At 30.0% G+C, this 25825-nt stretch carries 29 protein-coding genes and 1 other annotated feature; of the genes, 26 read left to right on the top strand and 3 right to left on the bottom strand.

What is annotated here, in order from left to right:
- The first annotated feature begins 9 nt into the window (after window positions 1-9).
- The 3 genes from BUB51_RS04345 to BUB51_RS04335 are packed head-to-tail and all read left to right on the top strand — an operon-like array spanning window position 10 to window position 2267.
- Entirely contained in the window at window positions 10-576 is a 567-nt protein-coding gene (locus tag BUB51_RS04345; protein ID WP_073195808.1) for a Fe-S-containing hydro-lyase, read from the top strand.
- On the top strand, window positions 573-1727 hold the full coding sequence (locus tag BUB51_RS04340) for an NAD(P)-dependent malic enzyme (protein WP_073195806.1): 1155 nt from the start codon (window positions 573-575) through the stop codon (window positions 1725-1727). The genes BUB51_RS04345 and BUB51_RS04340 overlap by 4 nt, the downstream gene beginning before the upstream one ends.
- Before the next feature lie 27 nt (window positions 1728-1754).
- Window positions 1755-2267, top strand: a complete 513-nt coding sequence (locus BUB51_RS04335) for a hypothetical protein (RefSeq protein ID WP_073195804.1) — start codon at window positions 1755-1757, stop codon at window positions 2265-2267.
- Between the two features lie 6 nt (window positions 2268-2273).
- On the opposite strand, the gene BUB51_RS04330 is transcribed toward BUB51_RS04335, so the two are convergent.
- Window positions 2274-3005: a GGDEF domain-containing protein gene (locus tag BUB51_RS04330; RefSeq protein WP_073195801.1), complete on the bottom strand. Its 732-nt coding sequence runs from the start codon at window positions 3003-3005 to the stop codon at window positions 2274-2276.
- Window positions 3006-3122: 117 nt separating this feature from the next.
- Between BUB51_RS04330 and BUB51_RS04325 the strand changes: the two genes are divergently transcribed.
- Window positions 3123-3371 carry a helix-turn-helix domain-containing protein gene (locus BUB51_RS04325; protein ID WP_035162586.1) on the top strand — a complete coding sequence of 83 codons (249 nt, stop codon included), beginning with the start codon at window positions 3123-3125 and terminating at the stop codon, window positions 3369-3371.
- A gap of 153 nt (window positions 3372-3524) precedes the next feature.
- Here BUB51_RS04325 and BUB51_RS04320 read toward each other — a convergent pair whose 3' ends face one another.
- Window positions 3525-4736, bottom strand: a complete 1212-nt coding sequence (locus BUB51_RS04320; RefSeq protein WP_073195798.1) for an HD-GYP domain-containing protein — start codon at window positions 4734-4736, stop codon at window positions 3525-3527.
- Between the two features lie 175 nt (window positions 4737-4911).
- Between BUB51_RS04320 and BUB51_RS04315 the strand changes: the two genes are divergently transcribed.
- The 10 genes from BUB51_RS04315 to rsmI all read left to right on the top strand — a co-directional run bounded on the left by BUB51_RS04315 (window position 4912) and on the right by rsmI (window position 12059).
- Complete coding sequence (locus tag BUB51_RS04315; RefSeq protein ID WP_035162565.1) at window positions 4912-5097, top strand: sigma factor G inhibitor Gin; 186 nt, start codon at window positions 4912-4914, stop codon at window positions 5095-5097.
- Window positions 5098-5347: 250 nt separating this feature from the next.
- The gene (locus BUB51_RS04310) at window positions 5348-6766 is read left to right on the top strand and encodes an aminotransferase class I/II-fold pyridoxal phosphate-dependent enzyme (RefSeq protein WP_073195795.1); all 1419 of its coding nucleotides are present in this window, start codon (window positions 5348-5350) and stop codon (window positions 6764-6766) included.
- Between the two features lie 12 nt (window positions 6767-6778).
- A complete protein-coding gene (tmk, locus tag BUB51_RS04305; protein WP_073195793.1) occupies window positions 6779-7423 on the top strand; it encodes a dTMP kinase in 645 nt (214 codons plus the stop codon).
- Window positions 7420-7749 (top strand): cyclic-di-AMP receptor, encoded by a 330-nt coding sequence (locus BUB51_RS04300; protein WP_073195792.1) that lies wholly within the window; start codon window positions 7420-7422, stop codon window positions 7747-7749. The genes tmk and BUB51_RS04300 overlap by 4 nt, the downstream gene beginning before the upstream one ends.
- Before the next feature lie 11 nt (window positions 7750-7760).
- Window positions 7761-8210, top strand: a complete 450-nt coding sequence (locus BUB51_RS04295; RefSeq protein ID WP_073195791.1) for a YaaR family protein — start codon at window positions 7761-7763, stop codon at window positions 8208-8210.
- Window positions 8211-8224: 14 nt separating this feature from the next.
- On the top strand, window positions 8225-9208 hold the full coding sequence (gene holB / locus BUB51_RS04290; protein WP_073195789.1) for a DNA polymerase III subunit delta': 984 nt from the start codon (window positions 8225-8227) through the stop codon (window positions 9206-9208).
- Window positions 9209-9213: 5 nt separating this feature from the next.
- Complete coding sequence (locus tag BUB51_RS04285; protein WP_073195786.1) at window positions 9214-10047, top strand: PSP1 domain-containing protein; 834 nt, start codon at window positions 9214-9216, stop codon at window positions 10045-10047.
- 138 nt (window positions 10048-10185) lie between these two features.
- Complete coding sequence (locus BUB51_RS04280) at window positions 10186-10356, top strand: 4Fe-4S binding protein (protein ID WP_035162551.1); 171 nt, start codon at window positions 10186-10188, stop codon at window positions 10354-10356.
- A gap of 99 nt (window positions 10357-10455) precedes the next feature.
- Window positions 10456-11214, top strand: a complete 759-nt coding sequence (locus BUB51_RS04275) for a tRNA1(Val) (adenine(37)-N6)-methyltransferase (RefSeq protein ID WP_073195784.1) — start codon at window positions 10456-10458, stop codon at window positions 11212-11214.
- The gene (gene rsmI / locus BUB51_RS04270; RefSeq protein WP_073195782.1) at window positions 11208-12059 is read left to right on the top strand and encodes a 16S rRNA (cytidine(1402)-2'-O)-methyltransferase; all 852 of its coding nucleotides are present in this window, start codon (window positions 11208-11210) and stop codon (window positions 12057-12059) included. Before BUB51_RS04275 ends, rsmI begins: the two co-directional genes overlap by 7 nt.
- A gap of 40 nt (window positions 12060-12099) precedes the next feature.
- On the opposite strand, the gene BUB51_RS04265 is transcribed toward rsmI, so the two are convergent.
- Window positions 12100-12342: an AbrB/MazE/SpoVT family DNA-binding domain-containing protein gene (locus BUB51_RS04265; protein WP_035162545.1), complete on the bottom strand. Its 243-nt coding sequence runs from the start codon at window positions 12340-12342 to the stop codon at window positions 12100-12102.
- Between the two features lie 298 nt (window positions 12343-12640).
- Here BUB51_RS04265 and BUB51_RS04260 point away from each other — a divergent pair, with 298 nt between their 5' ends.
- The 12 genes from BUB51_RS04260 to BUB51_RS04205 form a co-directional block, all read left to right on the top strand.
- Entirely contained in the window at window positions 12641-14068 is a 1428-nt protein-coding gene (locus BUB51_RS04260; protein WP_073195781.1) for a CCA tRNA nucleotidyltransferase, read from the top strand.
- A gap of 380 nt (window positions 14069-14448) precedes the next feature.
- Window positions 14449-15024: a nucleoside recognition domain-containing protein gene (locus BUB51_RS04255; RefSeq protein WP_035162543.1), complete on the top strand. Its 576-nt coding sequence runs from the start codon at window positions 14449-14451 to the stop codon at window positions 15022-15024.
- A gap of 4 nt (window positions 15025-15028) precedes the next feature.
- Window positions 15029-15559 carry a spore maturation protein gene (locus BUB51_RS04250; RefSeq protein ID WP_073195779.1) on the top strand — a complete coding sequence of 177 codons (531 nt, stop codon included), beginning with the start codon at window positions 15029-15031 and terminating at the stop codon, window positions 15557-15559.
- Between the two features lie 71 nt (window positions 15560-15630).
- Window positions 15631-15872, top strand: a binding site (T-box leader).
- A 107-nt stretch (window positions 15873-15979) separates the two neighbouring features.
- Entirely contained in the window at window positions 15980-17926 is a 1947-nt protein-coding gene (metG, locus tag BUB51_RS04245; RefSeq protein ID WP_073195777.1) for a methionine--tRNA ligase, read from the top strand.
- 61 nt (window positions 17927-17987) lie between these two features.
- Entirely contained in the window at window positions 17988-18755 is a 768-nt protein-coding gene (locus tag BUB51_RS04240) for a TatD family hydrolase (RefSeq protein ID WP_073195776.1), read from the top strand.
- A gap of 96 nt (window positions 18756-18851) precedes the next feature.
- Window positions 18852-19169, top strand: coding sequence for a hypothetical protein (locus tag BUB51_RS12855; RefSeq protein WP_143153564.1), 318 nt, complete (start codon window positions 18852-18854; stop codon window positions 19167-19169).
- 367 nt (window positions 19170-19536) lie between these two features.
- Complete coding sequence (locus BUB51_RS04230; RefSeq protein ID WP_035162533.1) at window positions 19537-20697, top strand: hypothetical protein; 1161 nt, start codon at window positions 19537-19539, stop codon at window positions 20695-20697.
- A 310-nt stretch (window positions 20698-21007) separates the two neighbouring features.
- Window positions 21008-22033, top strand: coding sequence for a 3D domain-containing protein (locus tag BUB51_RS04225; RefSeq protein ID WP_159430376.1), 1026 nt, complete (start codon window positions 21008-21010; stop codon window positions 22031-22033).
- Between the two features lie 294 nt (window positions 22034-22327).
- A complete protein-coding gene (gene rnmV / locus BUB51_RS04220; RefSeq protein ID WP_073195770.1) occupies window positions 22328-22864 on the top strand; it encodes a ribonuclease M5 in 537 nt (178 codons plus the stop codon).
- Complete coding sequence (rsmA, locus tag BUB51_RS04215; RefSeq protein WP_073195768.1) at window positions 22865-23734, top strand: 16S rRNA (adenine(1518)-N(6)/adenine(1519)-N(6))-dimethyltransferase RsmA; 870 nt, start codon at window positions 22865-22867, stop codon at window positions 23732-23734. It abuts the gene before it with no gap.
- Between the two features lie 61 nt (window positions 23735-23795).
- Entirely contained in the window at window positions 23796-25052 is a 1257-nt protein-coding gene (locus BUB51_RS04210) for a DUF7922 domain-containing protein (RefSeq protein WP_073195766.1), read from the top strand.
- 466 nt (window positions 25053-25518) lie between these two features.
- Window positions 25519-25825: hypothetical protein (locus BUB51_RS04205; RefSeq protein ID WP_200791888.1), on the top strand; the 307-nt coding region annotated here is incomplete at its 3' end.

Below are 25825 nucleotides of genomic sequence, written 5' to 3'. Positions count from 1 at the left end.
TGAATTTAATTGAAAGAAGTAAAGATAACTACTCCATTAGATGATAATACTATAGAAAAGTTAAATGCTGGAGATAGAGTATATATTACAGGGATTATTTATACTGCCAGAGATGCGGCACATAAAAGAATGGTAGACAGTTTAAAAAATGGCAGGAAATTGCCTTTTGATATAAATAATTCTATAATATATTATGTTGGGCCATGTCCACCAAAACCGGGGCAGGTGATAGGTTCGGCAGGGCCTACTACAAGTTATAGAATGGATGATTATACTCCTACATTGTTGAAAGTCGGATTGAAAGGAATGATAGGGAAAGGAAATAGGAGTAAAGAGGTTATTAATTCGATAGTGGAGAATAATTGTGTATATTTTGCTGCGATAGGAGGAGCAGGGGCCTTAATTTCAAGTTGTATTAAATCATCAGAAGTTATAGCTTATGAAGATTTGGGAGCAGAGGCTATAAGGAAACTTTATGTTGAGGATTTTCCAGTTATAGTTGCTATAGATAGTAGAGGAAACAACTTGTATGATATAAATAGAACAAAATCAAAGATAGAAGGAGAAAGGATATGAATATAGGTGAAAAATCTCTTAAACTACATGAAATAACTAAAGGTAAAATTTCTATCAAATCAAAAGTCGATGTTGTTGATAAGGAGAGTTTATCACTAGCATATACACCTGGAGTTGCAGAACCTTGTAAACGAATAAAAGAAGATAAAAATAATATATATAAATATACATCTAAAGGGAATATGGTTGCTGTTGTAACGGATGGTAGTGCAGTTTTGGGATTAGGTGATATAGGAGCAGATGCTGCATTACCTGTTATGGAAGGAAAAGCAATACTCTTTAAAGAATTTGCGGATATAGATAGTTTTCCGATTTGCATTAATTCTAAAGATGTAGATACGATAGTTAATACTGTAAAGCTTATAAGTTCATCTTTTGGAGGTATAAATCTTGAGGATATTTCGGCTCCGAGATGTTTTGAAATAGAGGAGAGATTAAAAAAAGAATTAGATATTCCTGTATTTCATGACGATCAACATGGTACGGCTATTGTAGTGTTAGCAGGGCTTTTAAATAGTGCAAGGCTTTTAAAGAGAGAATTAAAGAGTTTTAAAATAGTTATTAATGGTGCAGGAGCCGCAGGAATAGCGATTTGTAAATTGCTTTTGAAGGTAGGTATAAAAGATATAATTGTTTGCGATAGTAAAGGAGCTATTTATAAAGGCAGAGAAGGATTAAATTGGGTTAAAGAAGAGATTTCTCATATTACGAATCCGAGAGAAGAAAAAGGTACGCTTAAAGATATAATTAAGGGGAAAGATGTATTTATAGGAGTATCGGCCCCTAAAGTTTTAACAGGAGATATGATTCAGAGCATGAATGATGAACCAATTATTTTCGCTCTTTCTAATCCTATACCGGAAATTATGCCTGATGTTGCAAAAAGATATGGGGCTAAAATAGTTGCTACAGGCAGATCTGATTTTAGTAATCAGATAAATAATGTATTAGCTTTTCCCGGTATTTTTAGAGGAGCTTTAGATGCTAAAGCGAAATTTATAAATGATGATATGAAAATAGCGGCAGCTCATGCGATTGCGTCTATTATAGAAGATGATGAATTAAATAGTGATTATATAATACCTGATCCATTTGATAAAAGAGTTGTAAAAAGAGTATCAGAAGCAGTAAAAAGTATAATAAATGGTTAGAAAGTATGGTATGAAAGGAAGATAATCATGAGGAATGTAATAAAAGAGGTGATAACGAAAAAACCGAAACCTTTCTGGGAAGTTATTTTAATGGTATTAACTTTTGTAGTAGGTGTAAATTTTCTAATAACATTATGTAATAAATTAGGTAAAAAATATGCTGGGCTTGCTAGTATTGCTATATTAATACTTTCTATAGTTATCTGTATGTTCATAATAAAGAGGTTATTAGAATGCTATACTTATATTCTAGTAGACGATGAGCTTTTATTTGAAAAAAATGTTGGAAAGAAAAATAATTTAATCTTAAAGGTTCCTATAGATGATATAAAAATTATAAGACCTTATAGAGAATTAGAAAATGACGAAAATATTGCCTATACCTATAAATTTATTTGCGATAGAGAATACGACAAATTTTATTTTGCAGAATTTGAGAAGGAAGGTAAAAGATATAGATTAATTTTTAAACCAAGTGATAGGCTATTAAAAGCATTGGGCAATAAAGTTTTAAATAATGCAGAAAGCTGGGGACATTAAAATTCCTCAGCTTTTTATCTGTTTTTCCTTTATATTAAGTTTTGCTTTTTTTCTTTTATACATAAAATAATCTGCTTTTTCGAAAGCTAACTGTAAACTATCAATACCGTTTGTATTAGCAAATCCAAAAGTTACACTAATAGTGAAGGGAACATTTTTACTCTTCAATGAGAGATTATATTTAATTCTGTTTATTATCTTTTTAATTACATTATTTTCTACGTTGGGGATTATAATTATAAATTCGTCACCGCCATATCTTATCGGTATATCTTTTTTCCTTATAGATTCCTTAATAGATTGCGAAACTATTCTTATTGCTTCATCTCCTAAACTGTGGCCCCAATTATCATTTATGCTTTTCAAATTGTCCATATCTACTATTATAAGTCCATATGTTCTGTATTTAGGAAAATTTAAAATACCATCTTTAAGATGTTCCCAAAAATTTCTATTATGTAAGTTAGTAAGAGAATCTATGTATGCAAGTCTCTTGTAATAATCTATGTTGAATATATTTGTAGTTATTGAAATTAAATAAAATACATTGTTATTATGTAGTATCTTTTGGCTTGTTATTGTATATTCTTTATATTTTATCCTGCTTTGACCCTTATTTTTGTTTAAATTCAAAATATTAGAGTCTTCTACTAAAGATTTATAGAATTCTGACTTTTCTGAACTGCAGAATAAAATCCCTCCATTTTCACATAATAATAGAATAACATCTTTTTTCATTTTTACATCCCCCAATAGACCTATTTTCAACTTGTTGTTCTTTATTAGAACATGTTTTTGGAAAAAATAAAATATTCTTAAATTAAACAAATAATGTAAAGGTGGTGAATATTGTATATGAAACTAATAAATGATAAACAATACAAAAATTTAATCGGTAAAAGATTGAAAACAGCACGTTTAAAAAACAATTTAACCCAACAGCAAGTTTCTATAAAATTGCAGACCATGGGCGTCTATATAGATAGAGCGAGCATATCAAAAATAGAACAATGCAAACGGATAGTTACCGACTATGAATTAGTGGCTTTCTCCAAACTTTTAGGTGTCAGTGTAAGCTGGCTATTAGGTATTGAAAAAGAATAAAGATTATTAAATTCTAGAGGGATTTATAAAATGTTCTGCATAAGTCCCTCTAAAGTATACTACCCAAGTATTACTATAATTATTCAGTCGAAAATTGTCAAGTTCTTGTATTTAAGGGAGTTTAATTATAAATATACTGCAAATTTAAAAACGTTATTTGGAAAAGACCTTGTCAATATCATCTACTATTGTGATATCAATGGCTCTGTCATATGCCATCTGCTTTAAAATCTCTATGGCCTTATAGTGCGGTATAGGTTTACGATAAGGTCTTTCTTCAGTAAGTGCTTGATAAATGTCTAAACAAGCCATAAGTCTTGAGTTGAAATCTAATTGTCTATCATTCTTTCCAAATGGATATCCCGATCCATCTAATTTTTCATGATGGTTAGCTGCCCATTCAGTAATTTCTTCAAACCCGCTTATCTCACTTAAAACTATTCTAGTATAATAAGTATGTGTCTTTATTATATCAAATTCCCTCTCTGTTAATCTGCCATTCTTATCTAGTATAGAATTAGGTATTGCCAACTTTCCTAAATCGTGTAGATCTGCAGCTATAATTAATTTCAGTTTTTCTTCTCTATCTTTATTGTAATAGTCGCTCATTTCAGATACTTTTAGGCTCAATCCATATGAATGTTTAAGAGTAAATTTAGATTTAGAGTCTATAATTTTTGAGAAAACTTTTGTTATATCATGTATTTTTTCTAGATTTAAGTTCTTACTAAACAATGGTAAATTAGACTTTAATGCTCTAATTATGTATTCGTCTTTCAAATCTAGCCAAAAGCCAGTGTTTTCGCTGATTTTTAAAAATGTATTTACTAACCTGCTAGAGAATAATTTATTTTCATTAGCTTTTACAAATGATAATATTTCGTTTCTATTTTTAAAATAGGAATTTTTTAAATCGAATTTTAAATCTAATGTATCTGCCAAAGAGATTATTTGAGACATCAAAGGGATACTATCTTCTTTTTTACCAAAAAAGCCGCTTCCATCATAATTTTCATGATGATACAAAATTACACCTTCAACGTTAGTTAGGAATGGATAATTTTTTAAATTTTCTTCAGATATGATACAGTGTTTTCTACAGCTTTCAATGCTGCTTAATATATCTACATTTCTATTTTGAATAGTATCGTGTATAGCTTTTTCACTTATACTATTATCGTGTAAAAGAGCTAACGATACTAAATCAAAAATTTCTTCTGGTCGCATTCCTATTTCTTCAGCCATTTTTAGAGATATGTATGCAACTCTTTTTGAGTGATTTAGAGATACTCCAAGTATATCGGTTTCAACAAAATCTAGTGCCCATGATACAGCGAGTAAGAACTCATTTAGATTAAATTTCATTATACTCCTCCTCAAAAATACTAATTATGTTTCTATTATAACATTTATTAGTATTTATGGGATGATAAATAATACCAAATAATGTACGATAGTATCGAACTTTGGGCATGCTTTATGAATAAAATATTAAAAAAGGGTAAAAATCTAGTTAATAATTAATTGAGGGGATGGTAAAATGGACTTAAAAGTATGTAAAATGTGTAATAAGTTAGATTATGAAGGAATAGATTTATTAGGGGTACATATATGTGAGGAATGTGAATATGATATCGTTAATATAGATGTTAAAGATATAAAATACGAGTACTATAAGACTATGATTAAACATATCTGGATAGAATATTTAGCATGTATAAATTAGACTTATAGACATGGGGTAAATTCCATGTCAGACTATTGACAAACTTATATTTTAATATTTATGAAAATGAAAGCGAATGCTTGAAAGAATTTAGTTTTCGTCCGCATGAGCGTCATTTTCATAAAATATTTTACTTTGTCAACAAGCTCACATGGAGTAAATTCCATGTCTTTTTATTTTGGAAAGATTAGATTATAATACAAATAAAGGATAAAAGCAGTATTAGTAGAATTTATATTGGGAGGATTTTATGAGAGTGCCTATCATAGAAGGATTAAATGATTATATTAATAAAAATAAAGTAAGATTTCATATGCCGGGGCATAAAGGTAAAAAAGATTTGATAGATTGGGCAAATTTAATTCCTCAAATAGACGTTACCGAGATAGAGGGAACGGATAACCTGCACAGTCCTAATTCAATAATACTAGAGAGCCTTAAATTAGCTTCTGAAACATTTAAAACAAAGAAAACGTATTATTCGGTTAATGGGACTACTGGTGCTATTTATGCGGCTATAATGTCAATTACTAAACCGGGCGATAAAATTTTAATTCAGAGAAACTGTCATAAATCGGTATATAATGCTATTATATTAGGAAAATTAAATCCAATATATATATATCCTAATTATAATAGTGAGTATAATATAGTTACCGATATAAATCCCGATGATATAGAAAGAGCACTTTTAAAACATAGTGATATTAAAGCCGTTGTTATAACAAATCCTTCGTATTTTGGCGTATGCAGTGATATAGAGAGCATAGCTGAAATAGTACATAGATATAATAAAATATTAATAGTAGATGAGGCACATGGCAGCCATCTTATATTTAGCAATAAACTTCCTAAATCTGCTATTGAATCTAGTGCAGACATAGTTTTACATAGTACACATAAGACTCTGCCAGCATTCACACAATCGTCAATGATTCATGTGTGCAGCAGTAGAGTCGATTTGGAAAGATTAGAGACAATGCTTACAATTCATATGACTACGAGTCCTTCTTATATCTTAATGTCTTCACTTGATTTTGCCAGAGCTTATATGAACGAAGAAGGCAGGGAAAAGCTGAATACTTTAATAGAGAATATACAGAGAGCTACATCTATTATGAATAATATTGAGGGAGTTAAAATTTTTAACAATAGAGATGAAAAAGTATGTTTTGATTTTGATATAACTAAAATATTGATTAATCTTACGGGTATAAATATAAATGGAAGTACTCTAGAGAAGATTTTAAGTAGGGATTATGATATACAGGTAGAGATGTCAGACATCTATTATGTATTAGCATTGGCTACAGTTTTTGATGAGTATAATGATCTAGAAAAGTTGGTATTAGCTATTGAAGATATAACCAAAAAAGAGATTTATAGAGCAGATAAAGTGGACAAAATAGATTTTAAATATATTAAGCCAAAAACAAGGATTTCTATTTACGATGCCTTTTATAGTGATATAGAAAATGTTTTAATTAATGAGAGTGTTGGTAGAATATCAGCCAATTTTGTTATACCTTATCCACCGGGAGTACCGATATTATGTCCGGGAGAAGAAATTACAGAAAGTATAGTAGAATATATTAACTATTTAAAAACGATGAAAATACAGATTTTAGGTATTAGCAAAGACATGAATGAAATTAAAACTATAAAGTAAAGGATGATACGGATGAAGGGAATATTTATTACAATGGAGGGACCAGATGGGTCAGGTAAGAGTACTCAAATAAGACTATTAGAGGAATATTTACAAGATAAAGGGTATAATGTAGTAGTAACTAGAGAACCGGGTGGAACTAGAATTAGCGAAGACATAAGAAAGGTTATTTTAGATACATCTAATACAAATATGTCGCCATATACAGAGGCTTTACTATATGCTGCCTCTAGGGCACAGCATGTACATGAAGTTATTTTACCGGCTTTAAGAGATGGGAAAATAGTAATATGTGATAGGTTTGTAGATTCTAGTTTAGTCTATCAGGGATTTGCTAGAGGATTAGGAATTGATAAGATTAAAGAAATAAACGATTTTGCAACTGGAGGGCTTGAGCCAGATATTACTCTATTCTTTGATATAGATGCAGATACTGCTTTAAAGAGAATAGGAAATAGAACTAAAAGAGATAGACTCGATAAAGAGGACATAAAATTTCATAGAAAAGTGTATGAGGGATATATGAAAATTAAGGAAATGTATTCGCATAGAATAGAAGTAATTAATGCAACTTATGATATCGAAAATATATTTAAACATATAAAAGATGTAGTCGATAAAATATTAGAATTGAATGAAAAGGAGGTGTTAAGATGAAACTTATTATAGCGATAGTTCAAGATGAAGATGCTCCTAAATTAATAGATGTTCTTATGGAAAATAATTATAGTGTTACTAAATTGGCATCTACTGGAGGCTTTTTAAAGTCTGGTAATACTACATTACTAATAGGTGTCGAAAAGGAAAAGGTTGATGAAGTCATTAAAATTATAAAGGAGTTTTGTCAGTCGAGAAAGCAAGTTACAACATCTCCTTCACTTACAACTGTGTCTTCGGGAGTTTATGTGCCATATACTATTGAGGTTCAAGTTGGCGGTGCAACAATATTTGTAGTTGATGTAGACCGTTTTGAAAAAATATAGGGGGCTCGTTTATGAAAATAAGTGATATATCCAGTAAAAACGGTAAGGCATTTAATAAAATTAATGAAGTCAGCAATAAAGCAGATGTTAATAAGATAAAATTTAGTCAGTCTCTAAAGGTTATGGAAGGACTAAATAAAAAAGAGAGATTAGATTTGTTATTAAAGCAGATAGACAAGCAGGCGGAAAGGTTATCTAAAAAGATAGATATAAGTGAGCTGATAGTTTATAAGAAATTAGTTTCACAATTTATGAAAGAAGCCTTGGAATCTATGGTTAAATTTAGTAAAAATAGTTTTCTTGATAGAAGGGGAAGGCATAGGATTTATGCTATAATAAAGAAAGTAGATAAGGAACTTGAGAAGTTAACGGAAGATGTATTGAAAAAAGAAAAAGATAATTTGAATATATTAAAAAGGCTTGACGATATTAGGGGACTTATTTTAGATATCTATCTGTAGTTGGAGGATAAAATATGGATTTTAACGATATAATTGGGCACGAACAAAATATTTTAAAACTTCAAAATGCAATTAGAAATGATAGTGTAGCTCATAGCTATCTTTTTGAAGGTCCTAAATCTATGGGCAAGAAGAAACTTGCTTTTGCCTTTGCTAAAACTCTATTGTGTGAGGAAAAGGGGATAGAACCATGCAATAAATGCTTATCATGTCTTAAATTCGATTCAGGGAATCATCCGGATTTCGATATGATAAGTCCTGAAGGGAATTCTATAAAAAGGGAACAAATAGAGAAATTACTTCATTCTATTAGAATGCTGCCTTATGAGGGGATAAGAAGAGTGTATATTATAGAAGATGCATATAAAATGACTTCAGAGGCACAAAATAGTTTTCTTAAGACTTTGGAAGAACCGCCTGAATATGCAGTTATTATACTTATAACTGATAAAAGTATGAGTCTTTTGCCTACTATAGTTTCTAGATGTCAGGGAATAAAGTTTTCATATGTTGAGAAAGAGAGAATAGAAAAGTTGCTGATAAATAAGTATGGTTGTTCCGAACAGAAGGCGAGTTTTATAGCTTCATTTTCAAATGGGATAGTAGGAAAGGCTGTTAAATTGGCACAATCTGAAGAATTTAGAAAATTAAGAGATGATATTATTTCTGCTATAGATGATATTATTTATTCAGACAGATTTAGAATATTTAGTTTGAGTCAAATTTTTGTTGAGAATAAAGAAAATATAGATGAGATATTAGATTTATTAATGATTTGGTTTAGAGATATTATGATTTTTAAAGCTACAGGAGATACTAAATTTATAATAAATAAAGATAAAATAGAGCTTATTTACAAGCATAGCAATATTCTATCAATGGAAAAAGTAAGTAATATAATAGAAAGTATTGAAAGAACAAAAGAAGATGTAGCTTCTAATGTTAATTTTCAGTTAGCTGTTGAAGTTATGCTTCTAAAAGTGCAGCAGGAGGTATAGTTATTATGGTTACTGTAGTAGGAGTTAGATTTAAAAAAGCTGGTAAGATATATTATTTTGATCCAGCCGAATTAGAAATAAAAAAAGATGATTATGTAATTGTTGAGACGGTTAGGGGTATAGAATTTGGACAGGTTGTAGTAGGGCCTAAAGAAGTGAGTGAAGAAGAAATAGTTTCTCCTTTAAAGCCTGTAATAAGGGTAGCAACTGAGGAGGATATGGAGAAGCATTATGAAAATAAGGAAAAAGAAAACATTGCTTTTGATATATGTTTAAAGAAAATAGAAGAACATGGATTAGAAATGAAGCTGATAGATGTTGAATATACATTTGACAACAATAAGGTTATATTCTATTTTACAGCCGATGGTAGAGTCGATTTTAGAGAACTTGTAAGAGATTTAGCTTCAGTATTTAGAACTAGAATTGAATTAAGACAGATTGGAGTAAGAGATGAGGCTAAAATGATAGGAGGACTCGGCCCGTGTGGAAGGGCTATGTGTTGTGCTAGCTTTTTAGGTGAATTTGAACCTGTCTCTATAAAAATGGCAAAAGAGCAGAACTTATCATTAAATCCGACTAAAATATCAGGAATTTGTGGTAGACTTATGTGCTGTTTAAAGTATGAACATGAGACTTATGAAAAATCACTAGAAAAATTGCCTGAAATTGGAGCTTTAGTAGTTACTCCAAATGGGAATGGTATAGTTGTAGAAACAAATACGCTACTAGAATTAGTAAAAGTAAAAGTTAAGCAGGGAGATACAGAAGAAATGTTTTTATTTTCAGTCGATGAAATTGAAGTTATAAATGAAGACGGAGTAGATGAGGAAAATTAATAGGATTTCTATTTATATGCTGTCTATTAAATTTGTATTTTATGTTAAAAATAATAAAAATACTTTTATAAAATAATAATAAGTGTTAAAATAAAGGAGAACACGAATTAGTGTTATATCCAGAAGGAGGTGAACCTAATGGCTTACAAAATTACAGATGCTTGCATTAGCTGTGGAGCATGTGAACCAGAGTGTCCTGTAAATGTTATTAGTCCAGGAGAAGATAAATATGTGATAGATGCAGATGGTTGCATCGAGTGTGGTGCTTGTGCGAATGTATGTCCAGTAGATGCGCCAGTATTAGAATAATATAAATACATAGAAAGACCCTGTCAGGGTCTTTCTTTTATAATAGATATTAAAACATAAGTTCCTGTGGATTAGAAAAAAGAAGTAGGAGAGAGACAAATGAGAAAAGTAACATTAAAAGAAAATGAGAGAATAGATGATTTACAATGTAAAGGGTTAAAAATCATACAAAATACCAAAGGCTTTTGTTTTGGTATGGATGCTGTGCTATTGGCAAATTTTTGTGATATAAAGGATAATTCGGAAATAGTAGATTTAGGTACAGGAACAGGTATAATCCCGTTATTATTATGGGCTAAAAACAAAGTAAAGAAGATATATGGGGTAGAAATTCAAAAAGATGTTGCTCAAATGGCTAAAAGGTCAGTTTTTATGAACAAACTTGAAGATTTTATAGAAATATTGAATATTGATTTAAAAGAAGCTCCTGACATTCTTGGTATTAATAAGTACGATGTAGTAACAAGCAATCCACCTTATATGGTTTCAGGGAGTGGAGCTATTAATCCAGAAGATAAAAAGGCAATTTCGAGACATGAAATAATGTGTACACTTGAAGATGTTATAAGGGTAGCGAGTAGATTATTAAGACATAATGGCAGATTTTTTTTAGTTCATAGGCCGCATAGAATTGTTGATGTATTGTGTCTATTGAGGAAATATAAACTTGAACCTAAAAGTTTAAGGTTTGTCCATCCTAGAGTTGGAGAAAAGCCTAATTTAATTTTAATAAAGAGTATCAAAGCATCTAAACCTGAATTGAAATTTTTGAAACCGCTTTATGTATACAATGAAGATGGAAGTTATACAGATGAAATTTATGAGATTTATGGAATGGAGAGGAAAAAAAGATGTTGAGTAAAGGTGTATTATATGTATGCCCTACGCCTATTGGAAATTTAGAAGATATTACGATTAGAGTTCTTAATGTGTTAAAGAGTGTAGATTTAATAGCAGCAGAAGATACTAGACATACTTTAAAACTATTAAATCATTATGATATAAAAAAGCCTCTAACAAGTTATCATGAGCATAATATGAAACAAAAAGGAAAAATTTTAATAGATAAGCTTTTAAAAGGAGAAAATATAGCTTTAGTTTCTGATGCTGGAATGCCGGGGATATCGGACCCTGGAGAAGATTTAATAAGACTTGCGATTGAAAATGGCGTAAGAGTAGTTGGGTTGCCGGGATCTAGTGCATCTCTATTGGCATTAGTAATATCAGGGCTTCCTACAAATAGATTTGTTTTTGAGGGGTTTTTGCCTTCTAATAAAAAAGAAAGAAGAGAAAGACTTAATAAAATTAGAAAAGAAGATAGAACTATTATTTTTTATGAAGCTCCTCATAGACTTATAAATTCTTTAAAGGACATGAATGAAATATTAGGAGATAGGAAGATTGCAGTTGCAAGAGAACTTACAAAAAGGTATGAAGAAATTTTTAGAGGTACTTTAAAGGAAGCTATCGATAAATTTCAAAAAGACGGTATAAAAGGTGAATTTGTGCTGGTAATAGAGGGAGCCAAAATAGAAGATAATGAGTTTGATAATAATTGGTGGGCTGATATTACAGTAAAGGAACATATATTATTTTATATAAATAAGGGATTAAGCAAAAAAGATGCGATTAAAATGGTAGCTAAAGAAAGGAACATACCTAAAAGAGATGTTTATAAAGAAAGTTTGTCATTAGAACTTTAATAGAAAAAAAGAATAAAGCAGCTATCAAGCTGCTTTAATATTAAAGATTTTTTAATTCTTCAAGACAAGCTGGGCAGATGTTTTTACCTTTGTATACTTGTACATCTTTAGCTTGTCCACAGAAAATGCATGCTGGTGCATATTTTTTTAGAATTATATGTTCGCCATCTACATAGATTTCTAAAGAATCTTTTTCACCAATCTCGAAAGTAGTTCTTAATTCTTTTGGAATAACAATCCTTCCTAATTCATCTACTTTTCTAACGATACCAGTTGATTTCATAAAAATCCCCTCCTAAATATTAATTTTAGTCATAATTCGACAACTTCCTACAAAGAAATAGTACCAGATATGCCAATAAAAGTCAACCTAAAATTTTAAATTTCCAAAAATTAATATATTTAATCATTATGAGTTTATTAGAAAATATCTAGTTATTAGACAAAAATTGTTAAATTATTAACTATTAAATTTGAGTATTGCTTGATATTTATTATTTTTCTATTAGTGATTTAATATTTCAAATGGTATATAATTATAATAGAGTACTAATGAGATTGTTTTTGAGGGGTTGATTTAATTGGATTTAATCCTTCCTAGATTGAGGGAAATAGGAGATAAAAAAGATGTCAAAATTTATCTCGTGGGTGGCTATATAAGGGATTATTTACTCAATAAGTCTAATGAGGATATTGATTTTGTCGTTGAAAAAGATGCAGAAATTGTAGCCAAAGAATTTGCTGAATCTATAAACGGTAAATTAATTACTTTGGGCGGCAGGCATAAATTTTATAGAGTTGTTGATAGTAAAAGAAATGTGATAGTGGATATAAGTCAATTGAAAGGCAACGACATAAATGAGGACTTGCTAAATAGAGATTTTACCATAAATAGTTTGGCAGTTGATATAGATAAAATAGAAAATGGGGAAATTTCTAATGAAAATATTATAGATGTAGCAAACGGGCTTGACGATTTAAATAAAGGTATTATTAGGCATGTTAAAGATAATACTTTTGAAGATGATCCAATTAGGATGTTAAGAGCGGTTAGGTTTATGTCGCAGCTTGAATTTGAATTAGATGATACTACAAAGAGGCTTATAAAGAGGAATAAAGAAAAGATTAAAGACATGCCTTATGAGAGAATAACGCATGAATTATTTAAGTTATTGAAGTATAGAAGGACTTATTATTATTTTAATTATATGGATAGGACGCTGAATATTTTAGAGGAGATTTTCCCGGAAATAGAACCTATGAGGGAAATAGGAAAATGTAAGTATCATGTAGTCGATTCCTTAACTCATTCAATTTATACGCTTAAGGTAGCAGAAGATATCATCTATGCAGATAGTTATTTTGAAGATCATGTAAGAAAGGCTTATGAGGAGCATACTAAAAAAATAGTTGCATCAGACCATACGAGGTTAGATTTAATAAAATTGGGTGCATTTTTCCATGATATAGGAAAACCATCGGCTAAAAAAGTAGATGAAACGGGAAGGATAAGATTTAAAGGACACGAAATAACAGGAGCGGAAATAGTAAAGAAGATTGCTGAAAGGCTTAAATTAAGTATAAAAGAAAGAGATTTACTTTACAAGATGGTTGCTAAACATATGCTTCCGTTAGTTTTATATAAGAATAATGATGTGAGTGGGAAGGCTTTATATGGAATGTTTTCGGAGTTAAAAGAAGATACTCTGGATATTTTGCTTATATCTTTAGCAGATATAATAGCGACAAGAAAGCTACTGTATCCAGGAGAAGAAATGGGCAAATTTAAAGTTCATATAGAATATATGGCTAATAATTATCTAACAAGATACAAAGAAATAGAAAAGATATCTAATATTATAACGGGAAAAGAAATTATGCAGAAATTTGATCTAGGTGAAAATGTGTTAGTGGGAGATTTGTTAGAAGAGGTAAGAAAGGCAATATATTATGGGAAGATAAGTGCTAATAAAGAAGCTGCATTAAGATATATTGAGAAGATATTATAATTTTTGACAAAACATATAGGACTCGTATTATACGGGTTCTATTTTGTTAACAAAGTAAATATATATGAAAATAACGCTTATGCGAAAGAATTTAGAAAAAACTTAAGGCTCAAATTTTTAGAAAATCCTAACGCACCTAATCAAGACGTCCTGTCTTGTAGGATGCTGGCTTAACATCCTGTTAAGCCTACGGATTTTCTTCAAAATTTTCGCCTAGTTTTTTAACTAAATTCTTTCAAGCATTCGCTTTTATTTTCATAAATATTAAAGATAAGTTTATCAATAATTTGGAACTCGTATTATACGGGTTCTATTTTGTTTTTTTGAAATATCTTATTTTCTTAAGGCATATAATTTGATAGGAAAGAGGGGGGAGAATATTGATAAATTATATATGGTTTTTTTTGATTTTTATTGGAATAGTTGTTTCGATTATAAACGGCAATATAGATTCGATAAATACGGTTATTATAGAAGATACACAAGAAGCTGTAAAATTTGCTATAAGTTTAACTGGGATTATGGCAGTATGGCTTGGGCTTATGAATATTGCGAATAAGTCTGGACTGATAAATGCTTTTAGTAGAATATTAAGGCCTATCACTAGACTCTTGTTTCCTGAGCTTCCAAAAAATCATCCGGCGATAAGTGCAATAATTATGAACATGGTAACTAATATGTTTGGGGCAGGTAATTCTGCTACGGCTCTGGGGATTAAGGCTATGGAAGAGATGAATAAACTTAATGCAGATAAAAAAAGGGCTTCTAATGCGATGTGTATGTTTTTAGTAATAAATATGTCTTCGATACAGTTAGTTCCTCTTACGGTGCTTAAAATTAGAGCAGATGCAGGTTCATTAAATCCTACAGAGATAATTGGCACATCTTTAATAGCTACTACAATTTCTACATTAGTAGGGATAATAAGCGTTAAAATATTCCAATTAAGAGGTTGATAGTATGGTTTATATATTAAATTTAATCTCTATATCTATAATACCAGTAATTATATCTATCATACTGATTTATGGGTATCTAAAAGGGGTAGATTTGTATGATGCTTTTGTTGACGGTGCTAAAGAAGGATTTAAAACATCTATTAGAATAATGCCGTATTTAATAGCTATTTTTGTAGCCATAGGGATATTTAAACGTTCGGGCGCTATGGATATTATTGTGAACTTTTTTACTCCTTTAGCCAAATTTTTATCCATACCTAAAGAAGTGATTCCTCTAATCATAATGAGGCCTATTTCAGGCAGTGGTTCATTAGCAGTAGTAAAAGATATAATAACTACATATGGTCCCGATTCTTTTGCTGGTAGGGTGGCATCAACAATGATGGGTTCTGCCGAGACTATTTTTTATACTATGGCTGTCTATTTTGGTGCTGTGGGTATCAAAGATGGTAGATATACTCTGAAAGCAGCATTGTTGTCTCATTTGGCTTCTGTAATTGCTTCAGTTGTAGTTTGTAGACTAATATTTTGAAATTAGAAAAATTTCTTGACAAATAGATATATTTTTTTGTATAGTTTTTGGTAAATAAACATACTATAATAGAAAAAACTATGAAGGGAAGAGTAGGCTTAACATTCTAATTATAGAGAGCCAGGACTGGTGGAAACTGGTATTAGAGGTTGAGCTGAAGATGGCCCCTGAGTTGAATAGCTGAAAGTTAAGTAGGCTATTACGGGTTTGTATCCGTTAAGAATACAAGGTTATTATTGTAACCTAGTGAGGCATAAGTCGTGAGGCTTGTGTAAATTAGGGTGGTAACGCGAGTAAATCCTTCGCCCCTATATGTTGGGGGTGGAGGATTTTTTTAAATGTAAAATTGAAAATTGAAAATGTAAAATTAATATTTAAAATTTAACATTTAAAATTCATTTAGAACGGGAGGTATTTATTATGAATAAGACTTTTTATATTACAACGCCAATCTATTATCCAAGTAATAATCTTCATATAGGACATACATATACAACTGTTGCTGCGGATGTATTGGCTAGATTTAAAAGACTTACAGGTTATGAAGTTAAGTTTCTTACTGGTACAGATGAACACGGACAAAAGATTGACAAGATAGCCAAAGAAAAGGGGATAACTCCTAAGGAATATGTGGATAAAATCGTAGAAGACATTAAAAAGCTGTGGAAAACTTTAGAGATTACAAATGATATTTTTATTAGAACTACAGACGAGCAGCACGAAGAAATAGTTCAAAAGATATTCACAAAATTATATGAAAAGGGGGATATATATAAAGGCTATTACGAAGGACTTTATTGTACTCCTTGTGAATCTTTCTGGACAGAAAGTCAGCTTGTAGATGGAAAATGTCCAGATTGCGGAAGGGAAGTTGAACTTACAAGAGAAGAAGCTTACTTTTTCAAATTATCAAAATATCAAGACAGATTAATTAAGTTATTTGAAGAAAATCCAGAGTTTTTACAGCCTGAATCTAGAAGGAATGAAATGATAAATAATTTCTTAAAGCCAGGACTTGAAGATTTATGTGTATCAAGGACTTCATTCGATTGGGGAGTTAAAGTTCCATTTGATGAAAAACACGTAATATACGTTTGGTTTGATGCAGTATGTAATTACATTACAGCATTAGGTTATTTAACAGACAATGATGAAGATTTTAAGAAATTCTGGCCTGCTGATGTGCATCTAGTAGGTAAAGAAATTGTTAGATTCCATACTATCGTTTGGCCTGCTATTTTAATGGCTTTAGATATAGACGTTCCTAAAAAAGTTTTTGGGCACGGATGGATATTATTTGAAGATGAGAAAATGTCAAAATCTAAAGGGAATGTAGTCTATCCAGAACCTTTAATTGAACTTTACGGAATAGATGCATTAAAATATTTCTTATTAAGAGAGTTTTCGTTTGGCCAAGACGGTTCTTTCTCTAAAGAGAAGTTCTTGCAGAGAATTAATTCAGATTTAGCTAACGATCTTGGAAATTTAGTTAGCAGAACGGTAGCTATGATAGAAAAATACAATGGCGGGATTATACCGAAGCCAGTAGAAGATGGAGAACATGATGAAGATTTAAAAGAAATGGCAACATCAGTACCTTATAAAGTCGAAAAATTAATGGATAAATTAAACTTTAGTAGTGCTTTAGAAGAAATTTGGAAATTGATAGGAAGGACAAATAAATATATAGACGAAACAATGCCTTGGGTTTTAGCCAAAGAAGAAGATAAAAAAGATAGACTTGATACGGTACTCTATAATTTAGCAGAATCGATTAGAATTATATCTGTATTAGTAAGGCCTTTTATGGAGAGAACATCGAATACTATTTGGAGACAGTTAGGTTTAGATAATGGACATGGAACATCATGGGATGATATAAGTAAATGGGGAAGACTGCCTTCAGGATTAAAGGTTAAAAGAGAAAATCCAATGTTCCCAAGATTAGATATTAAAAAGGAATTAGAGAGGTTAAACAAAGCAAATGAAGAATTCTTAAATAAAAGACAGGGTGCAAATACATCTGATGAAACAAATGAAGACAATTTTATTACCATAGATGATTTTGATAAGATTGATTTAAGAGTTGCAAAAGTTATCGAGGCAAAAAAACATCCTAATGCCGATAAACTTTTAGTTTTACAACTTGAAGTTGGAGATGAAAAGAGACAGGTTGTTTCAGGAATAGCTAAATATTATAATCCAGAAGATTTAGTAGGAAAAAATGTTATACTTGTAGCCAACTTAAAACCAATTAAATTAAGAGGCATTGAGTCGCATGGTATGATTCTTGCTGCAAGTAAAGGTAAAAAGTTAACATTGGCAACCGTATTAGATGAAATAAAGAGTGGGGCAAGAGTTCAGTAATAATGTAAAATTGGAAATTTAAAATGTAAAATTATGAAGAAAGATAATAGGGGAGAGAAATATGTTAATAGATAGTCATGCACATTTAGATGATAAGAGGTTTGATAAAGATAGAGATAAGATTATTAAAAATTTAAAAGACAATGATGTGTCGATAGTTATAAATCCCGGTGCTGATTTAGCATCGTCTATAAAGGCTGTCGCTTTAGCAGAAGAGTATGAAAATATTTATGCGGCAGTTGGCATACATCCTCACGATGCTAAAACTATGGATGAAGATACAATAGAGGTTTTAAAGTCATTATTAAAAAAAGATAAAGTTATAGCTGTAGGAGAAATAGGATTAGATTATCATTATGATTTTTCGCCAAGAGATGTTCAAAAAAAGTGGTTTAGAGAGCAGATTAAATTAGCGAAGGAGTTTAATTTGCCAATTATAGTACATGATAGAGAAGCACATAAAGATGTATATGATATATTGAAAGAAGAACAGGATGGTACATTAAGAGGAGTATTGCATTGTTTTTCTGGTAGTGTAGAGATGGCAAAAGAATATATAAAAATGGGATTTTATATATCTTTTGCAGGGCCGATTACTTTCAAAAATGCAAAAACTCCTAGAGAAGTAGCGAAGGCTATAGATATCAATAGAATACTGATAGAAACAGATTCGCCATACCTTACACCACATCCGCATAGAGGAAAGAGAAATGAACCCTTATATGTAAGATACGTTGCTGCAATGATTGCAGAATTAAAAGGGATGACTATTGAAGAAGTTGCACATATTACTGCTGAAAATACAAAGAAATTATTCAATATAAATTAAAAACGGCTTTTAGCCGTTTTTTTGTTTGAGTAACGTAAAACTACTTCTTTCATATAATGTTATTAGGCAATACCAATTGCATAAGGAGTTGATTAAATGAGAAGAGATTGTGATAGAGATTATCCAAAAGACAAAGATAAGTGTCCAATGATGCCGATGCAGCCGATGTATCCAATGTACCCTATGTATCCGATGATGCCATATTGCGAAGATAATCCTATGATGCCAATGTATCCAATGATGCCGATGTATCCGATGTATCCAATGTGTCCCCCAATGATGGATGAAGAAATGGACATGGAAGATATGGAAAAAATGTATCCTATGTATCCAATGTACCCTATGTACCCAATGTATCCAATGTATCCAATGATGCCAACATGTCCGCATCGTCGCATGATGCCTGGTATGTAGAAAATTTTATTAGGGTTAAATACTAGTGATTAGTATTTAACCCTAATCTTTGATAAAAATTTTTCATATTTCTTATTAAGTAGATAATTTTAAATATAATTTCCGTAATGAATATGGGCAGAATCTTCTTTAATTCATTTAGATTGGAGATTTTGCTATATTTCATTAAGTTGAGTATTTATTATTTAAATGAAAAATGGAACAAATATTTACATTTGTTTCCTGTTATAATATAATGATAAAAAAGTAAGTAAGGTTTATTTAATGACTTATAGATTTAATAAAATTAATTATTTTTTAAAATTTTGAGGATTACAATAAATATTATTAGATATAAATGTAATTATCAGCAATAAGGGGGATTATTATGAAAAAATTTTTATTTGTTTTTCTGACTGTAGTATTATTAATTTCTACTTTAACAGTTAATGTTTCATTTGGTAGTTCTTTAAAAGATTTATTGTTGATAGTAGATAATATTAATAATTATGATTTATCATTTATTGAAAAAGATTATGCAAATTTACGTGTTGATGTTGGCACAATTGATGATTTAACTATAGAGAGTATAAATAAATACAATGAAATTGCAGTTCCATTTAATCTTGTAGATGAAAGAATAAAGATAATGTTAAGAAAAGCTTATGAGCAAAATAAAAAGATTTATTTATATGGGGAATTAACTCTAAAAGATTATAGTGAAGTTATGGGATTATGGAGATTTGGAAAGTATGTAGATATATATAGTTCAGGTAGTAAAAAAATAAAGAATAATAAAAAAGTATTTATGTTCTTTGGTAATAAGTTTGAACAAAACGAAATTCAAAATGTAGTTGCTTTATCAAAAAATGAAGCTATGAGTGGTCTAATCGCAAGTATTGATAAAGATAAATTAGGTAGTTATAATAAAAATTTATTTTTAAAAGCAATATTAGACGATGTTATGCCTAATTCAAAAGTTAGTGTATTATCAAATACTGTAAGAAAAAGTGAATTCAATTTTAAAACATATAACACTTATGGTGGATATGTGGTTATGGATTATACACTTTATCAAGAAACAGATGAAACAGACAGCACATACGATTATTTTTCAATTAGAACGAATTTGATGTTAGAAGGAGAAGGAAAGGGTATAGCAATTGATGTGGAACATAATTTGCCTTTTTCTTCGGATGAACTTTTAGAGTATGGTCCAGAAAGTACTGAAGATAAGTCGCAAATAGAAGTATCTGTAGGCTATGGTGATGGTGGACCAAGTGGGTCGCTTTCTTATATTATTAACATGAGTAGTAAACCTAATATTAATACAACTGCTAGTTTAACTGATGATCGTGTATCTTGGAGATGTAAAAAAACTCTATTTGGTGGCTTTATCGATGGGCAGAGATTTTCGCCAGCTTCTACTTGGGCATCAACAGAATCTTATGCTGCAATTGATATAAAATTTAGAGGGTTATTTACAAAACCGGGAGGCGGTTCTGTATATACTTCTTGGAAGACTGTTAATGTCAGATTTAATTATTAAATTTAATCCTAGGCTGTTGACAAACTTATGTTTTTTCTAAATTCGTCCGCATGAGCGTTATTTTCATAAAATATTTTACTTTGTCAACAAGCTCAATCCTAGACGGTATTGTCTAGGATTATTTTTGTTTATTTAATCGGTAAAACGAAAGAATATAAGTGTATATTTGGGAAATAATAACTTTTAAGAAGCAAAAAATAGCAAAGAAATAGTAACATTTGGCCCTAGAGGTGTAAATATCTAATAAATTTGACAAAAAATAATATTTACAATACAATACATTAGAACTCTAATTTTTGGAGGGATTATGATGAGTATAAAATTCATTAATAAGAAAATACTGCTATTATTTATTATATTATTAATTCCGCTTATAGCTATCTTGGGAATTTATAAAGATAGCGTAAAGGAAGTCAGCATTATTATAGACGGTAATGAAATGCATTATAAAACTACAAAGGAAACAGTTGAAGGACTATTTAATCAGCTCAATATAGATTTGAATAAGGAAGACTATGTTAGTGTGGGACTCGATGAAACGGTTAAAGACGGTATGGTAATACAGATAAATAGAGCCGCTTCTTTAAATGTTTTCTTAGGGAATAGAGCTATAGAAGTCAGGACGTTAAAAAAGACAGTTAAAGATGTACTAGATGAATTGAGTATTGCATATGATGAAGATGATTATGTTATTCCTGGACTAGATAACAGCGTTGTAGACGGTATGAAGATAGTAGTTGTTCAAATGGATAAAAAAATTGATTTAAAAACAGAGACTATACCATATGAGAAAATAGTAAGATATAATGACCAACTTGAAAAAGGCAAGGTTAAAAAGATACAGTCTGGTAAAAATGGTATTAAGGAGATAGAGGTTAGCAAAATTTATAGAAATGGCAAGCTGATTTCCGAATATATATCCGGTGAAAGAATAGTACAGAATTCTGTTCCACAGATATTAGAAATTGGGACTAAAGATTATTTCGTTTCATCGAGAGGCAATTTTAGATTTAAGAAAAGCATGATTATGACTGCTACAGCTTACGACTTATCATATGAAAGTACGGGTAAAAGACCCGGTGATAAAAATTATGGAATTACGGCTATGGGGACTAAAGTTAGACATGGGGTAGTAGCGGTAGACCCAAGAGTAATTCCTTTAGGAACGAAGCTGTATATTCAGTCTTTAGATGGCACTAAAGATTATGGTTTTGCTATAGCGGAAGATATAGGAGGAGCGATAAAAGGTAATAGGATAGACCTTTTCTTTGAAAGTAGAAGTAAGGCTTTAGCTTTTGGAAGAAGAAAGGTAAAAGTTTATATTTTAAGTAATTAGTTTATTAGCTAACAGCTGTAATTACTTGCTGTTAGCTTTTTTAAATTGTTGGTTGTGATATTACAATTGAAAATTTAAAATTGAAAATGTAAAATTAGATATTAGGTACTTGGTACTAGATACTAGTATTGATTATTTGTCATTCGGAGTTTGCTATTTGATAGTGAAAATTAATTTTTTGTTATTAGTTACTAGTTATCAGACTTTAATCTATCAACTATTGGCTTTGACTGTTAACTGTTAATAATTTTAAATTTTCAATTTTACATTTTATAAAAATCGGGAGGTTAAAGAATGATAAAAGAGGTAATAGTAGTAGAGGGAAAAGATGATATAGCAGCCGTAAAAAGAGCAGTAGATGCAGAAATTATAGCAACTGGTGGCTTTGGATTATCTCCAGAAACCATGAAGAGAATTAAAACAGCTGCTAAAAAAAGAGGCGTAATAATATTTACAGACCCTGATTATGCAGGGGAGAAGATCCGAAAAATAATTTCCGAGGAAATTAAGAATTGTAAACATGCTTTTTTGCCTAGAGAGAAGGCTGTTAAAGGAGATAATATAGGGATTGAAAATGCTTCTAAAGAAGATATTATAATGGCGTTAAAAAATGCAAGAGTCGAATCAATAGAAGAAAGAAGAGAATTTACTAAAGAAGATATGATAAAATATGGATTAGTTGGGCATCCTAATTCGAGCAAAAAAAGAGAGGAATTAGGGGAAATATTAGGTATTGGATACTGTAATTCCAAACAGTTTTTAAAGAGGTTAAATAATTATGGAATAACTAGAGAAGAATTTATTGAGGCGATTAGGAGGATTGAAAAATAGATGAGTGAAAAAAAACTGTATTCCCCCAAAGTAATTAAAGAGATAATAGATGAATATGGATTTGCTTTTTCAAAGAGTTTAGGGCAAAATTTTTTAATAGATAAAAATATAATAGATAAAATATGTGATGGGGCAGAAATAAAGGAAAGTGATCAGATAATAGAAATAGGTCCGGGTATAGGGACTTTAACACAAGAATTATGTAAGAGAGCAAGAAAAGTTGTAGCAATAGAAATAGATAAAAATTTATATCCTATACTTAATAACAATTTATCTAGTTATGATAATTTCTATTTAGTTGAGGGAGATGTGTTGAAAATAGATCTCAATGCATTAATATCTGATTATTTTGATGATGACGGAGAAATAAAAGTAGTAGCTAATCTGCCATACTACATAACAACACCGATTATTATGAAACTATTAGAAGAAAAGATAAGGATAAGCAAGATAGTAGTAATGGTTCAAAAAGAAGTAGCATTAAGAATGACGGCTAAACCCGGTTCTAAAGATTATGGTGCACTCTCTATTGCAGTTAGGTATTATTCTAACCCTCGAATAATAGTCAATGTACCTAAAAATGTGTTTATGCCTCGTCCCAATGTTGATTCGTCTGTAATTATGTTAGATATATATGAGAAGCCAATTGTTGAAGTAAAAGACGAGAAACTTTTATTTAAAATCATTAAGGCTGCATTTAGCAAGAGGAGAAAAACTCTAGTTAATGCATTAAGTTTAGGAGCACTAGGTATAGCTAAAGAGGATATAATATCTATATTAAATGAGTGTAATATTGATGTAAAAACTAGAGCAGAAAATTTGAGTTTAGATGAGTTTGCAAAGATAACTAATACTATTTTAAGTAAATAGTTCACTATTCCCCCTTACGCACATATATTTATAATAAGATGTTTGAAAGGGGGAAATAACATTGTATGAAAAGCAGAGTTATATGAGGAAATTTGTAATGTTAGAACCTAATAGTGTAGGATACTTAAATAATAAAAATAATTTGAAAGGCTATGCTAAGATAGAAGTTAGAGGCGGTAGAGGAAAAATACAGTTAAATATAGAAAAAACTAAAAATATAAATGAAGATAATATATATATTGGAAATTTACTTGCTATTATTGATGAACGGCCAATAAAAGTAGAAATGGGCGATATTGTATTAAATGAAAATGGTAAGGGAAATTTATTATGGAAATTCAATCCGGAATCAGTAGGAGGAACGGGTATTCCGTTTGATAAATTCAATACAGTATTTATTCAACTTTATGAAAACAATAGCGAAAAAATAATAATTCCTTTGGTTGGTTATATTAGAAATAAAGATAATTCTATTGATATATTGATTAAAGATGTAGAGCTTAAAGAAAGCATCAAACATGAATCAGAAAATATAGATGAAACAGAAAATATAGAAGATGTTGATAATGAGACAAATGAATTAAATAATATGGTAGAAGAAAGTTCGGAAGATAATTCTATAAAGCAAGATGAAGGTTACGTTGAGAAAGACCAGGTACCTATTCAAAATGAAACAGAGTTTGAACAAAATGAAAATGAATATTTAGAAATAGAAAATGAAGAAGATATTTTTGTAAAAGATGAAGAAATAGAAAACATAAATGAACGTAAAACAGAGGGAATTAGATATGAAACAAATAATGATGATAAGTATGGACATTCTATTAATTTGAATTATGATTATGCTGAAAGTAGTAGGAATTACAGCAGACATATAGCTAATTATTCTTTGAATATATTGAAATTCTTTGAGAAAGTTAACCCTTTAAGAGAAGAGTTGAAAGGGTACACTTGGTGGGAAATAGAATATGACAAAAAGAATATCTACAGAGGATTTTTGCCTTTTTATAATTATATAATTAATACCTATTATCCATATCAGATTAATTTTAAGGCTACGACTTGCCATAATTTAATTAGAAAGTATGGACATTATATATTTGGAATTGCAGAGGAAAATGGAGAGATTAAATATTATGTTTACGGCATTCCTGGTAGATTTACAAAGGATGAACAACCTTATAGAGGAATGACTGGCTTTACTACATGGATACCTAAAAGAGGTAGAAATAGAGATAGGATAGGTTATTGGTTACTTCATATTGATGCTATAAATGGCAGAATAGTAAGTCCTCTGAGACCAACTTATCCTAGATAATTTTTAGCCCCTTTAATAAGGGGTCGGGCTGCTTATAAACTTATATTTTTTGATATTTATGAAAATGAAAGCGAATGCTTGAAAGAATTTAGTTAAAAAACTAGGTGAAAATTTTTTAGAAAATCCGTAGGTTTGACAGGAAGTCAAACCAGCATCCTACAAGACAGGAGGTCTTGATTAGGTGCGTTAGGATTTTCTAAAAATTTGAGCCTTAAGTTTTTTCTAAATTCGTTTGCATGAGCGTCATTTTCATAAAAATTTATTTTGTCAACAAGCTCGCCCTTTAATAAGGGGTGGTTTTTTAGTTGAAAAGATGGTAATAATTAGATTATGATATAGTTAACGATGAGTTTTGGTTAGGAGGCTAATTAACAGTTACAAAATATTTATAAAAACTTATAAAAACCTTAAAACAATTATAAATTCAAAAAGTAGTTAAAAAGATTATAGAGGGAGTTAAAAGAAAATGAGTAAATCTATAGCCGGAAATAAAAATATAAGAACATATAAAATGAGAATAAAAGACAAAAAATTCAAATCAAAGGTTATAGATTATATTTACAAGTATAGACATTTTGAAAATATGTATATAATACTCCTTAATCAAGACTATAAACAAAACATCGGAGATTTTAGGTTGTTAACTAATTATGAAATAATGAGAGCACTATTTAGGGGAACTACTCCAAAAAAGCTAGAAGAAAAATTAACTTATATCAGAAATAAATATAAAAACCATCAAATAATGAATGACTTAATAAACTTATCTAAAG

Source organism: Caloranaerobacter azorensis DSM 13643, assembly GCF_900129995.1.
GTDB lineage: Bacteria > Bacillota > Clostridia > Tissierellales > Thermohalobacteraceae > Caloranaerobacter > Caloranaerobacter azorensis.
Note: the sequence above shows the minus strand (reverse complement) of the source record. Positions and strands in the feature narration are given on the sequence as shown.

Coding starts and splice junctions, on each gene's coding strand:
- BUB51_RS04310 (WP_073195795.1), top strand. CDS start 5,348: ATGAGAGTGCCTATCATAGAAGGATTAAATGATTATATTAATAAAAAT.
- rsmI (WP_073195782.1), top strand. CDS start 11,208: ATGTTGAGTAAAGGTGTATTATATGTATGCCCTACGCCTATTGGAAAT.
- BUB51_RS04325 (WP_035162586.1), top strand. CDS start 3,123: ATGAAACTAATAAATGATAAACAATACAAAAATTTAATCGGTAAAAGA.
- BUB51_RS04240 (WP_073195776.1), top strand. CDS start 17,988: ATGTTAATAGATAGTCATGCACATTTAGATGATAAGAGGTTTGATAAA.
- BUB51_RS04320 (WP_073195798.1), bottom strand. CDS start 4,736: ATGAAATTTAATCTAAATGAGTTCTTACTCGCTGTATCATGGGCACTA.
- BUB51_RS04230 (WP_035162533.1), top strand. CDS start 19,537: ATGAAAAAATTTTTATTTGTTTTTCTGACTGTAGTATTATTAATTTCT.
- BUB51_RS04315 (WP_035162565.1), top strand. CDS start 4,912: ATGGACTTAAAAGTATGTAAAATGTGTAATAAGTTAGATTATGAAGGA.
- tmk (WP_073195793.1), top strand. CDS start 6,779: ATGAAGGGAATATTTATTACAATGGAGGGACCAGATGGGTCAGGTAAG.
- BUB51_RS04285 (WP_073195786.1), top strand. CDS start 9,214: ATGGTTACTGTAGTAGGAGTTAGATTTAAAAAAGCTGGTAAGATATAT.
- BUB51_RS04250 (WP_073195779.1), top strand. CDS start 15,029: ATGGTTTATATATTAAATTTAATCTCTATATCTATAATACCAGTAATT.
- BUB51_RS04335 (WP_073195804.1), top strand. CDS start 1,755: ATGAGGAATGTAATAAAAGAGGTGATAACGAAAAAACCGAAACCTTTC.
- BUB51_RS04300 (WP_073195792.1), top strand. CDS start 7,420: ATGAAACTTATTATAGCGATAGTTCAAGATGAAGATGCTCCTAAATTA.
- rsmA (WP_073195768.1), top strand. CDS start 22,865: ATGAGTGAAAAAAAACTGTATTCCCCCAAAGTAATTAAAGAGATAATA.
- BUB51_RS04295 (WP_073195791.1), top strand. CDS start 7,761: ATGAAAATAAGTGATATATCCAGTAAAAACGGTAAGGCATTTAATAAA.
- BUB51_RS04280 (WP_035162551.1), top strand. CDS start 10,186: ATGGCTTACAAAATTACAGATGCTTGCATTAGCTGTGGAGCATGTGAA.
- rnmV (WP_073195770.1), top strand. CDS start 22,328: ATGATAAAAGAGGTAATAGTAGTAGAGGGAAAAGATGATATAGCAGCC.
- BUB51_RS12855 (WP_143153564.1), top strand. CDS start 18,852: ATGAGAAGAGATTGTGATAGAGATTATCCAAAAGACAAAGATAAGTGT.
- BUB51_RS04225 (WP_159430376.1), top strand. CDS start 21,008: ATGAGTATAAAATTCATTAATAAGAAAATACTGCTATTATTTATTATA.
- BUB51_RS04265 (WP_035162545.1), bottom strand. CDS start 12,342: ATGAAATCAACTGGTATCGTTAGAAAAGTAGATGAATTAGGAAGGATT.
- BUB51_RS04340 (WP_073195806.1), top strand. CDS start 573: ATGAATATAGGTGAAAAATCTCTTAAACTACATGAAATAACTAAAGGT.
- BUB51_RS04275 (WP_073195784.1), top strand. CDS start 10,456: ATGAGAAAAGTAACATTAAAAGAAAATGAGAGAATAGATGATTTACAA.
- holB (WP_073195789.1), top strand. CDS start 8,225: ATGGATTTTAACGATATAATTGGGCACGAACAAAATATTTTAAAACTT.
- BUB51_RS04330 (WP_073195801.1), bottom strand. CDS start 3,005: ATGAAAAAAGATGTTATTCTATTATTATGTGAAAATGGAGGGATTTTA.
- metG (WP_073195777.1), top strand. CDS start 15,980: ATGAATAAGACTTTTTATATTACAACGCCAATCTATTATCCAAGTAAT.